The organism is Sphingobacterium sp. UBA6317, assembly GCF_002440385.1.
GTDB lineage: Bacteria > Bacteroidota > Bacteroidia > Sphingobacteriales > Sphingobacteriaceae > Sphingobacterium > Sphingobacterium multivorum.
In genome coordinates this window covers 672-13,412 of the sequence record NZ_DJTD01000035.1, presented here as the reverse complement: position 1 = coordinate 13,412, position 12,741 = coordinate 672, and the positions used below count along the sequence as shown (strand labels likewise).

10 protein-coding genes are annotated in these 12,741 nt (G+C 38.0%); 4 read left to right on the top strand and 6 right to left on the bottom strand.

The features are described from left to right. Window positions 1-16: 16 nt before the first annotated feature. The 4 genes from B3E92_RS10510 to B3E92_RS10495 form a co-directional block, all read right to left on the bottom strand. Window positions 17-802: a polysaccharide biosynthesis/export family protein gene (locus B3E92_RS10510; protein ID WP_112374016.1), complete on the bottom strand. Its 786-nt coding sequence runs from the start codon at window positions 800-802 to the stop codon at window positions 17-19. A gap of 73 nt (window positions 803-875) precedes the next feature. After that, a complete protein-coding gene (locus B3E92_RS10505; protein WP_112374017.1) occupies window positions 876-2,807 on the bottom strand; it encodes a polysaccharide biosynthesis protein in 1,932 nt (643 codons plus the stop codon). A 250-nt stretch (window positions 2,808-3,057) separates the two neighbouring features. Further along, the gene (locus B3E92_RS10500; protein WP_115046885.1) at window positions 3,058-5,049 is read right to left on the bottom strand and encodes a DUF4836 family protein; all 1,992 of its coding nucleotides are present in this window, start codon (window positions 5,047-5,049) and stop codon (window positions 3,058-3,060) included. A 91-nt stretch (window positions 5,050-5,140) separates the two neighbouring features. Then, entirely contained in the window at window positions 5,141-5,845 is a 705-nt protein-coding gene (locus B3E92_RS10495) for a hypothetical protein (RefSeq protein WP_070561817.1), read from the bottom strand. 426 nt (window positions 5,846-6,271) lie between these two features. On the opposite strand from B3E92_RS10495, the gene B3E92_RS10490 reads away from it, so the two are divergent. After that, complete coding sequence (locus tag B3E92_RS10490) at window positions 6,272-7,876, top strand: DNA/RNA non-specific endonuclease (RefSeq protein ID WP_286896658.1); 1,605 nt, start codon at window positions 6,272-6,274, stop codon at window positions 7,874-7,876. Between the two features lie 64 nt (window positions 7,877-7,940). Further along, window positions 7,941-8,585, top strand: coding sequence for an HAD family hydrolase (locus tag B3E92_RS10485; protein ID WP_286778556.1), 645 nt, complete (start codon window positions 7,941-7,943; stop codon window positions 8,583-8,585). A gap of 135 nt (window positions 8,586-8,720) precedes the next feature. Here the strand turns inward: B3E92_RS10485 and B3E92_RS10480 are convergent, their stop codons facing one another. Further along, on the bottom strand, window positions 8,721-8,927 hold the full coding sequence (locus tag B3E92_RS10480; RefSeq protein WP_070561779.1) for a hypothetical protein: 207 nt from the start codon (window positions 8,925-8,927) through the stop codon (window positions 8,721-8,723). 210 nt (window positions 8,928-9,137) lie between these two features. On the opposite strand from B3E92_RS10480, the gene B3E92_RS10475 reads away from it, so the two are divergent. Beyond that, window positions 9,138-9,416 (top strand): DUF4342 domain-containing protein, encoded by a 279-nt coding sequence (locus tag B3E92_RS10475; protein WP_070561781.1) that lies wholly within the window; start codon window positions 9,138-9,140, stop codon window positions 9,414-9,416. Between the two features lie 65 nt (window positions 9,417-9,481). On the opposite strand, the gene B3E92_RS10470 is transcribed toward B3E92_RS10475, so the two are convergent. Further along, the gene (locus B3E92_RS10470) at window positions 9,482-11,491 is read right to left on the bottom strand and encodes a beta-N-acetylhexosaminidase (RefSeq protein WP_286778555.1); all 2,010 of its coding nucleotides are present in this window, start codon (window positions 11,489-11,491) and stop codon (window positions 9,482-9,484) included. 411 nt (window positions 11,492-11,902) lie between these two features. Here B3E92_RS10470 and B3E92_RS10465 point away from each other — a divergent pair, with 411 nt between their 5' ends. Next, window positions 11,903-12,712 carry a hybrid sensor histidine kinase/response regulator gene (locus tag B3E92_RS10465; RefSeq protein WP_313372308.1) on the top strand — a complete coding sequence of 270 codons (810 nt, stop codon included), beginning with the start codon at window positions 11,903-11,905 and terminating at the stop codon, window positions 12,710-12,712. The last annotated feature ends 29 nt before the right edge of the window (window positions 12,713-12,741 follow it).

Here is a 12,741-nt window from a genome sequence, read left to right as displayed (position 1 = left end):
TAAAATTTGTAAATTTTTAACGTACAATAACAGAAATAACAGTGATAATCAAACCAACTACTGAGATCAACACATTCGTATTCTGACCATAATTAGCATTTCGAATTTGAGATTTATTTGGTTCAACATACACAACATCATTTTGTGCTAAATAATAAAAAGGGGAATTTAAAGCACCTTGTTTAGAAAGATCCACTCGATTAACCGTTTTTTGTCCATTTACCTCTCGTATGACCAAGACGTTATTTCTTACCCCTTTCATCGTCATATCTCCAGCCATACCTAAGGCCTCAAGCAATGTTATACGCTCATTTTGTAATGGAAATGAGCCCGGACGAGCCACCTCCCCAATCACCGTCACTTTGAAATTATTGAATGACATATTAACCCCTGGATCAACAATATATTTCTTTAATTCTCCCCGCAATTTATCCATCGCTTCCATTCTTGTCAAACCCTCCAAACGAATCTTACCTATTACAGGGAAATCAATCATACCCATTTGGTCGACGGTGTAAGTTGGCTTCATTGCCAAATCGGTACTAGTAGCACTATTCATTTGATAGGGGCTAACTTGATTAAATGGCATAGCAGCTTTCAAATCAGCAGCAGAAACAGTTATTGATAAAATATCATTAGGTTGTATACGTGGAATGTATTTTTCGTAATCATTAACAATATTTGTCGAGTCGGATTGGAGGTATATTATACTTTTTCGAGAGCCACATGATGTTAGCCCTAAAACTATGCTTGTTAGCAATAATAATTGAAAATAATGTTTAAACTTAAAATAAGTATGCATGAATAAAGTATTATTTGTATAATTCGTGGTAAAAATATCATTTTTTTATTGAATAATCATCTCAAGATTACAATTAGGTTGCTACTTGAACCCCATCACTATCAAAATCCAATACACTAAAATCTGAATTTTGGGATTTAAATTCTGGAACAATCTCTTTTAAAACTTTTACCAAGGACATTGCGTCCATTTTTTGCAATGAGGTCATAGTAACAAGTTCTTTCAATTTTTCACATTTAAATGCTAGATTTTCATGATTAATTTTTGCAATCATAATTTTAGGATGATGAGTTTCCAAGGTATTTTCACCATTTGCTAACAGCTCTTCAAAGATTTTTTCACCAGGTCTAAGTCCCACTATTTTGATATCAATATCCTCAGGATACCGATATCCTTTTAAACGAATCATCCGTTTAGCCAAATCCATAATTTTGACAGAGCTACCCATATCAAAAACAAATATCTCCCCGCCTTGGCCCATAACGGCAGCCTCCTGAACTAATTGACAAGCCTCCGGAATAGTCATAAAATAACGTGTAATATCAGGATGCGTAAGTGTAAGTGGACCTCCTTCAGACATTTGCTTCTCAAACAAAGGAATAACTGAACCATTTGAGCCTAATACATTTCCAAAACGTGTAATAACAAACGATGTATTACCCTTACCATAACAACTGCTGACATAAATCTCAGCAGCTCTCTTCGTTGCTCCCATCACATTTGTAGGATTTATCGCCTTATCAGTAGATATCATAACAAATTTTTTGACATTATACTTTAAGGAAAGGTCTGCAAGATTCTTAGAACCAACAACATTTGTCCAAATAGCTTCGTAAGGGTTATCTTCCATTAGAGGAACATGTTTGTAAGCAGCAGCGTGAAAAACGATATCAAAATTATACTGATTAAATAAATGATCTAAGAATACAAGATCCCTAACATCGCCAACAACACACTTTATTTTATCAGAATTATTCAGGTTTAATGATTGCTGCAAATCATAAAGTGGAGATTCGGCCTGGTCTAATAAAACCAGTTTTTTAAATCTTTGTTTTGCAATTTGACGAGAAAGTTCCCCCCCGATAGATCCTGCAGCGCCCGTTATCAGAATTACTTTATTCTCAGTCTCAGCTGTTATTGCAGGATTGTTCAATTTTATATTTTTCCTCCCTAATAAATCTTCTACTTTAAGAGGCCTAATTTCTCTCTTGATACCCGAATTTAACAATAAATGGGCCGGAGGCATAATTTTCAACTCAACTTTCAATTGCTGAAAAGCATCTGTTATTTTGGCCAATCTTTCGGGATCGTCATTTTCAACCGCTATAATAACATCAGAGATATCATTCCCTCGAATAAAATCTTTTGTTAAACTAGAAATATCGATTATAGGCAACCCCGCAATACGCTTCCCCACACGCGAGGCCTTATCTTCAACAAATGCGATAACTTGATATTTTGTCCTCTGATCTTCCTTCAGTAAAGAGAACGCAACCAAACCTGGTCTTGAAGCGCCAAAAATTAACACTTGCTTCATTTTTCTATTCCTCAGAAACAAACTTTCATATATTGTACGATAAAAAACTCTGGAGGCAACCAAAGAAACCATCGTAAAAAAGGTATGCATTAAAAGTACACCATATGATAATCTAAGAAAACCAAATATATTCTGATCTTCACCGAAGAAAACCCGAACTATCGCACTTAATAATGCCAAAATCATAAAAGCAAGCCAAGATGTTTTAAATATCTTAACGGCATCACTTAGCCCTGTTTGCCTTACAATACCTTTGTAGGTTTGCATTATGACAAAACAGCTGAGATAAATCATTAATACGATAGGTGCTTTCCACATCATATCAAATATATCTAGACTTCCCTTAAAGCTATTAACAATAAAATTCGAGAAGATATAGCAAAACAAAACTATACCCAAATCAAATATTAATACAACCCATCGTGGATTTTCTTTGCGAAGCCTTCTTCTTATATATGATAAATTCATAAAGATCAAATTTTCCTTGGATTACAAAACCGCCTCAGAATTATCAAAAAACAAACCAAAAAAGAAGGTTATCAATATTTTCTTTGAACCGAAAGCACATTGCATAAAACGAACAAATATACACCAAATTTAGAATTTGATGTATACTAAAAACGACACTTCGTAACTAATTATAGAATTTCATATACCTTTTATACTTTCATAACACATTTTTATCACAACAAAATAAATAATCCACTTTGGGGAGCCGCTACATTTTATTTAATTCCGCCAAAATTTGATCGAGTAAATAACTGATCGCACCATCACTGGTCTGCGGCAATCTTGTCGACATTTCAACCTCAGCACGGTTACCAACCACACCTTTGGAAGTAATTGCGGTACTGCCATATTGATTGAGCTGTGCCAGTGTTGTTTCCCATTGTTTATCCGGTGTAACCCCCATTTCCTTTAACATTGTCGGTAGCTTTTGTAGGTCAATAGCTGCTGACATCTTGTTTTGCTTCATCAGTTTTACAAAGTCTTTATTTCCGGGAGCATTCATCTTTTTCTGACGGATATCATTTAGGGACAATGAGTCATTACTAACCATTACCAAATCTTCTTTCAAGAGAACATACATTGGAAAATCCTTGGCTTTCTGTTTTGAAAACGCATAAATGCCATCATAGACCTGCCCAACTTGCTTTGAAACAGCCATGTCCAAGCCTTTTTTTATCAGACGTTGATCCTTTGATGTGAACATCCAAATAAATACTGGAAGTGTTTCTTCCTTGGTCTTTTTCACTTCGATTGCATTGTAATCATCGTCGTAGGTGTAATCGATATAATCTTTTTTGAACTTACGAAGACCGTTAACAACCACGAGGTGGTCTCCTGGCATTACCTGGGCAATGGCCTTTTCATCTAGTGCTATTTCAAGAGCCATCAGTCCCCATTCGACAAGGTCCTGTTGAGGCCCCAATAAACCGCTATAATATTTTGCCATATAGGCAGGCATTTCTCTCAGATAAGCCTCCGAATTAATATTCACATTAAAAAAACCTAAGGTTTTATCCGTTAAATATTTACTGAACTTCGAATTAGGTTTTCGCGCATACATTCTTTTGGTCATCTCAGCAAGGGCCTTATCTAAACCCACAGATCCCTTTAATTTCAGCACATTCCCCTCTTGCACTAAATCCAATAGACCGTCTTGATAACCCGTCTTGAACTTATCCAGTTTAATTCCCATATAATAATAAGGAAGAGAGGTGGTATAAGGCAATAGACCACGGTACAGATCCTCTACATGAGGAACATACAATCGAATAAGCCCGAGATTCTTTAAAACCTTCTCCTGATCTGCAATTGACAAAGACTTATAACTCCCTGAAAGCAAACGGGTAACTTCATTCAATAACCATTTATCACGTAAGCCGTTACGAATCGAATCGTTTTTCCGATTTTGATCTTCATAGGCCGTATAAAGCGAATCATAATAACCGGGATCATGCATGTCTGCCGCGTCAGCCGCTGCATCCGCAGCCGCAGCCGCAGCAATATCAACAACTGGTGGCAGTACTTCTGTAGCACCTACTATCGTATCAGGTTCCGCAGCTATAGCAACCGGTGGGGATACTGGCACCGCTAGATTTTCATCCGCATCCCAGACTACGGCAGCAGAGTCCATTGCGGCTACAGTTGTATCTGCCCAAGCATCTTCGTCATCAGCTGGACGCCCAACGTAATCCACCTTTTGGATTCCATAACGACTAGCAATCGAATCATTGTCCAAAAAGCTGGTATTTGTCGTTGCCGAAACAAATCGAGCGATAAGATCGTTGTATACTAACATACTCCCCGCCTTGAGGCCTATGCTCGTATAACCATTGGCAAATGCCTTGGGTTCACCCGCCTCATGAAGCAGATTCTCAAATTGCCCCCTGTTGTTCAAGGAAAATATAAATTCCGTAAAACTGATACTATCGGTCTTTCTGGTATAAAAATAGGCCGTCTGGGATAAGTCTACTCCTAAATTTTTAATATCATTGCTCGCTGAGATTCCTGATTTTTCAAAAAAACCTGCTTTCTGAAGCAACTCGTTCAGCTTATTTGCATTAGCCTTCTGTACAATATCTTTTACGTTAAAGGCCGCAATCATTTCTGCATCTTCAGGGATCTGTTTGATCAAGTCCTGTGCCTTTACACCTGTCCCAAAAGACAAACAGGCTAATCCTAGCAGTATAAATTTTGATTTCATTTTATAAATAATTTTTCAGCTACACCCAACCTACGCTATAGAAGCGCTTTCAGCAACTAAATATGGCCCTGGTTTCACCAATGTTATTAGGTTATTTTGTTAATGTGATTTTATTTGCCAAACTCGATTTACCATATACCAAATCCATAAAAGGTAGCTTTAGCAAGACCCCTTTCTTATTTCCGGCAACCTTTCCCTGGCCGTTTGCCTGAGATGCTATCGATTTTTCAAAACGAATAATCTGCGTGTAGAATGCATCTGCAAACTGGGTCGTATTATCGCTTCCCAACTGATTGAATTTTGTCTTCCAGTCAGCAGAAGCCACAAATTTGCGTTCAAACACATTACTTTGCGCGTTATAATAATAGCGGTTTGAATTCGATATCTTCGTTTTAAATCGATTTGCCAATATATCTGAAAAGGCATTCAACGATTCTATCTGACTAAAGTCACATGAAATATTAACGATATAATTGGTAAAATCTGTGCTGTACTGCACATTAGAAATACCTTTAGTCTGCTTGAGCAGCTGAACAGCAGATCGAATCTCTTTCTCCATATCGGCTTGAGAAGGGATCTGTATGCCCTTGATACTTTTCATCTTCATTAAAGAAGCTACCTTGGTCTTGCTTTTACTTAAATTCAATGTCGCTGCAATATGCCCAGAACCATTCGTTTTTAAGTCGATCTGCTCAACAAAATCAAAACAGCTCGATAATGTCAACGCCATTACAACGGCACAGATCATCGTATAAAATCTTTTCAATTTTCCTTTCACTTTAAGTACTTCTTCCATTACAACGTTGTAACGATTAATAATTTGTCGAATCAATATATGTTTTGACATGAACAGCAAACATTGTGCTATTTTTTTCCTATTGACAAATTTATTAAAAACGAGAATGCAGTTTACTACCTGATTTCAGGGAAAAATTATGCAAAACAATGCAATGCTATTACTCCTTCACAAAGGAATTAAAACTGCTATCCTTAGCCCGACGCATCACGAGGACAAAAGCAATATTATTGTCTTAACAACTGTTTAAAAATGCTAAATATACATCCAATGAGATGCTAAAAAACCTGAATAGTCCCTAAAATATCTATCTCAAGATCAATTGAATACAAATCTTACAACCAGTAGCACTGAAAATATAGCTATAATGTATAGTCAACTTGCCTATTTTTGCCGTCACTTTATCAATATATACGAACTATTCATATGACGAACAAGAACACAGCAATCCCGGATCAAAATATATTCTGGATAGCTTACTTTATAATTGCATTGCTTACTTTTAGCTCTTGTCAGAAAACCGAATCTAGAATTGATCGAGCAGCGGTACAATTTACCTCCACCATTGTAGGCCAAATCAATACAAAAACGACAGGGACTTCTTGGGATAAAAATGATCAAATTGGTGTTTATATGTACAGAGCCGGCCAGTCTTTGGTAGCAACGTCGCTTATCAACCAAATCCAAAATCACCCCTTCACGTTTAACGGTTCGCTTTTTCAAAGTAGTAGCCCAGTCTTTCTACCCAATGAAAAAGTAGACTTTATCGCCTATTATCCTTACAAATCACTAGTAGACTTTCAATACCCCATCAATGTAAGTGATCAGTCCAATGTTGCAGCTTTAGACCTGATGTATGCAAGCAATGCCAAAAATATCGATAAAAGCAACAACACAATACCCCTTATTTTTGTACGACAGTTGAGCAGAATCAACATTAATCTATCCATTACCAATACAGCCGCATTGGAGACCAATCAGATTATAGTAAAAATGCCAGCGATAAGCATCCAAGGAGGATTCGATTTGACAACAGGAAAATTGGATGTTAATTCTACCGAGAAAAAGGATGTGCAAAAAAAGGTATCTGTAAATGCCAATAAAACCACTCGCATAGAGTTTGTGCTACTGCCCGGAGAAGATATCACAGGAAAAGCGATTAAATTTATTGCCACTAATGGTGAAACCTATACCTGGACAGCACCCCATAATCAGCAGTTAAAGAATTTAGTAGCGGGTAGCCAGTATAGTTTTAATATCAACATTGACAATGGAAAACTGACGGGAGAAATTGGTGATTCACAAGCTTATCTAGAAATACCCAAAATGAGTAATCTCAGTAGTGATGAGATATTTATACAACATTTTATGCCAGACGCAAGCGATAGTAGGAATTATGCAATGCTATATGATAAAAAGCTAAAAATGGCGTATTGGGTTGCATATCCCTTGTACAACAGCATTTTAGGCTCAGGCAACCGTACGGATGCCTGGGGTTACGACCCTGCTGTATCAACAGCATTTCAAGCCAATCTATTTAAGGGATTTCAACCAACAGGCTACGACAGAGGGCACCAGTTGCCAAGTGCTGACAGGAATTTCAATATCGCTCAAAATAAAACAACATTTTATTTTACCAACATGACAGCACAGGTTTCACGCCTTAACCAAGGGATTTGGGCAAACCTGGAAACGAAAGTCAGAACCTGGACCGCACAGTGTGACACGATGTATGTTGTAACTGGCGCAATACCTAAGACAAACTCTGATAACAGCCTCGATTTTGCGCAGGACAACGACGGAAAAGATATTGCGAAACCAAAATACTATTTCAAAGCCCTGGCAATGAAAAAAGGAAACGAATATTATACCATTGGTTATAAGATAGACAATGTCATCCCTCCCGCAGGAAGCACGTTCGAAAATTATAGGTTAACCGTAAGCGAGCTGGAAAAAATAACTGGATTCACTTTTTTCCCTGATCTAAATGATACGCAGAAAGGAAGTATAAATACCTCCATTTGGAAATAATTAGGTTCCTTTTAATCTCATCATTCCACTATGGTCCTATCTCAATTTTCACTAGATTTATCAGATGAAGCTTATTATATTTGATCTGGACGGAACACTGCTAGACACATTACAGGACCTCGGGGACAGCTGCAATGCTATTCTTGAACAATATGGATATCCAACCCATCCCCTTGTTGCTTATAAGAAATTTGTCGGCAACGGTGTCCAAAAACTTATCGAACGCGCATTACCGCAAGAAGCACGGACAGAAAATATCATCTCAACTTTACTCCGTGCCTTTAAAGTGTATTATGAACAAAAACCTGTATCGCATACACGACCCTACACAGGGATCATACCGCTACTACAAGAACTGAAATCATTAGGCTATCTCATCTCGGTAGCATCAAATAAATACCATGAAGCGGTGATACCTTTGATGGCCGAATACTTTCCCGATATTTCATTTGATCTCGTCCTGGGGCATCGAACAGGTCGCCCCGCCAAGCCTGATCCCGATATTGTCTTCGACAGTATCCAAACACTCGGTGTTAGCAAACAAGATTGCTTTTATGTAGGCGATTCATCCGTGGATATGGATACCGCCAATAATGCAGGGGTAACAGCTATTGGTGTTACTTGGGGCTTTCGGGAAGAGAGCGAGTTAAGACAACACGGTGCACAGCATATTATCCACCATCCACAGGAACTGTTGGAAATTCTATAAAAGAAAAGCGGGACCTAAATCAACACTGATTTAAGTCCCGTTTTTTTCTCGTTCACTCCCAATGGTCTCGAGTAGCGCTCATATACATTTGAAATGCCGATGAGATCGCGAAAAACTTCGCGCGAATGCCACGAATTACATTTTCTCATCCATGAGTTGATCACTCTGACCTTTTGGCTTACCAAACTTCATTTTTACAACAAAAGCTTTATCTGCACTAAACGTTGCCGGAAGAACAATATCATAATATGTATTCTTATCAAGATCCAAACCAATGTGGGAACGTTTAAGAGCTAATGATTGACCATTTTGCAACAAGACAGCTTCTACCGGAATTACCACGATTCTATATAATCCAACTTATTCAAAGACAAACAACACAACTATTCGGGACGATCAATATACTGTTTCTGTAAAAAAGTATTAACCGATAAAAGCGGGTCGTTTACCGAGATTGTCTCGAGATTGGCCTAATGCCCCTCTTCAGGGCCATATTTGCTTCCTATCTTTGAGTCATCAAATAAGAAATAAAAAAATTAAAAAATAAACATCATGGCAACTAAAACAACATTCAGCATCAACAGTAAAACAATTACTAAAGTTTTTCAAGATCTTTTTGATTCCTTCAAAAGCTCCCGTTTAAAAGTTTCCTCCAAGAATGGACAAGAATACTTAAATATCTCCTTGTTATTGGCTGTAATCATCGGAATTATTTTCCCTGTAGCTTTCATTGCATTGATTATTTTAAGTCTGATTGCACCGATTGAAATTGCAATCCTTCAAGAAGTAAAAGAAGAGCATGCTAATCAAAAGATGATTGAGCTCAAATAAATAAAGCTTCTATACCTTATAAAGAGCTAGGGCTTTCCAACGGTTGGATAGCCCTAGCTCTTCTCTTATTTCCTTTCTATCTTATCAAACGCTGTATTAGGAGACAAATTAAATGTAAAATTTCCTTTTGAATCCACACCGCCAACGCCTCTAACGCGGGCTTTGATTTCGTATTTCGATTGGGGATTATAATTCGTCACTGTAAAATTGTAGTAAAAAGGTTTGATCTTGTTGGTTCCCCTAAATTTATCCGCAAGCGCATGATGTCCATCCTCTGCAATGACCTGCCCGTCCTGTAGCAATTGTACGGCATCAATTTCCAGAAAATTCTTCCCCTCCACAAAGAAAAATCCAGCTTGCGCTCGTCCATTATCGTAAATCTTCCTGCTCACGTCAAAAGTTAGAAAACTATACGTTTCCTTGATATCATTAGGTCCCCATGATCCCGCAATATATCCCCCGGGACGATAATAATCAATACGCATGGAATCTAATCTTGGAAGATTGGCATCCAATCGATGGCTGAACGCTGAATAATCTTTTGCTGACTTAGCAGCCCATCCAATTTCAGCAACCGCAAGCAATCGCGGAAAATTCTGCACATTCAGGTCTTTAATATCCTGGGCCAACGCTGTCCACATATTTCCCTGAACACCGAGGACAAGCTGATCCTCAGCCGGACTAAGCCCTGCAGAAGGATCAAATTCATACACTCTTTTCAGCGAGTTTATCTGCGGATAGGCCAGGTCAGTCATAGTCCCATCATTCCGATCGGCCTGTGTAATATCAAAATAGAGATGCGATGCTGGTGTGGCCACGGCTTTAAACCCATCTTTGGTCGCTTCCTTGATCGCTTCTTCACCAAGCCAGCTCATAATCGCTGTACTCTTTGGTAAGTTTTCAGCATCGGCCAAAATATCATTCCACCCGATCGGTTTTTTCCCTTTCTGGACAATGATATCAGAAACGCGTTGAACGAAATAGCTCTGAAGGGCTTTGACATCCTTAATCTGGTGCTGCTTCATAAAATCCTGCACGTGAGCCTCTTTTTCCCACAAATCGTGACGAACCTCATCCCCTCCAAAATGAATATAACTACCTGGGAAGAGATCAGCGATTTCAGTGAACACATTATTTAAGAATTCATACGTAAACTCTTTTGTCGGATCCAATGTATTGGGGGTAAATTGATTTCCCCAATATCCCCAAGATGACACAAAAGGAAAGATGTGATTCGGGTAGGAATTTTTGTTTACCCCAAGTTCAGGATAGGCTAATATGGTTGGCCATGAATGTCCAGGAACATCAATCTCGGGCACAATCGTAATATTACGCTCTCGAGCATATTGAACAACTTCCTTGATCTGCTCCTGTGTATAAAATCCACTGCGTTCTGCAGGTTGCTTTTCTGTTCGATGAAATACCGTCGCATTTTCCATGGTCAATTTGGGATATTTCTTTATTTCGATCCTCCAGCCCTGGTCATCCGTCAAATGCCAATGGAACGTATTCATTTTGTATAATGCCATGACATCCAAATACTTTTTCACGGTTTTCACATCGAAGAATGTCCGGCTCACATCTTTCATATAACCGCGCCAATGATAGCGGGGATAATCTTTAATTTTCACAGCCGGAATATTCCAGCTTATTTCTTTGGTTGGGTTACTACCCTCGAAAGCTGTCGGTAAAAGTTGCCGCAGTGATTGCGTTGCATTGAAAAGCCCATGGGAGCTTTTTGCTGTCACGACCACTCCCCGATTGGAAACCTCAAGCTGATAGCCTTCATCATTAGGTGTTGTCAATTTAGAGTCTAGTCTAAATTCAATACTATTGCTCGCCTGTTTCTTTATGTTCAGGGGATAATGCGTTACTTTTCTCAGCTGCTCAACAAACAAAGACACATCTTTCGCATCGCAGTTCTTAAAAATTAAGGTAGTTTGTGGATTTAACAGAAACTGGCCCGCTCCCATATTGATTTCCTGAGGCTTGGGGATAATAGCAATCCCAGACTGCGCATGGAGCCCTTGCACAAATAAAAGGGATAACGGTACTGAACAGAGGAGTGTTTTCATTAAATTTAAGTTTTTATTTTTAAATAAACAGACAAAAAAAGACCGTTTATTGGTTTCGTTATGCAAAATAAAAAATAAAAAATGATCCTTCTACTCCAACTTTCAATCAAACGATTGTGTAAGATTTTCAAAAAGTAGCTCGTTGACTACAGGCACACCAATAGGATATCATTTTTTAGTATTAAATTTGACTTCCAGACAAAACAAAATAGGCTATAGTTAACTTTTTGGGGTGAAAGAACAATAACGTGAAAAACAGTAAAAAATTATTTATTATCAGGACAGTTTTAATTGCTTTTCTGATTCTTTCCTTGGTTTATATCGGTTCGATATTTACCTATCAATATATTGAGTACCAAAGGACCGAAGCCCGTTTAAATAAAGCATATAGTTCTAAAAATCAATTGACGAATCTTTTCTACGAAGCTCATTAGTTATATTGATATTGATCCCAACATCTCAATCAAAAGCGGAACATATCGTGTACGTCAGATTGTTTCCAATCTGCTGAGCAATGCGATTAAATATACAAATAAAGGTCAGATCGAGGTGAAAGCATTTATCAGCAGCGATCAGAGCTCCAAATTACATATAGTAGTTAAGGATACAGGAAAAGGTATCTCTGCAAAAGATCAAGGACATATTTTCGAACAATATTATATGACCGATCAAAAATCCAAGCATAGTTTCGGATTGGGCTTACATATATCTAAGCTTATGACCGAGCAACTAAACGTAACCTTAAGTGTTAGAAGCCAACAGGGTAAGGAATCCATATTTACATTAGTCGTTCCATTAACCGAAGAAATTAAATACATGAAACAAATAACGAGCTTAGACAAACTTTCAAAAAACTTACGTTTTGTTGTTGTTGACGATAACCCAATTAATAACTTATTTGTTAAACAGGCATTACTACATTTCTATGATGTAAAGATTTTCGAAGATTCCTCCACTGCAATCGCATACCTCGAAAAGAATAACGCTGACATTATCATTACTGATCTCAAAATGTTTGGCCCTACCGGTTGGGACATTTTGAATACTGTCAAAGACAGTAATCTTAAACAGGAATGGAACAGCAAGGTTATCGCCCTCACTTCAGACGAGTCACAAGTAACCGTACAAATTCCCGAAGGGCAGCTACATCAATTTGATGGCGTCATGACCAAGCCTCTGGACAAGGCTATCCTTGCTCAGCTTATAGCAAAGATTTTGTAAGCGTGCTAGTCAAAAACATTAGGGAAGGT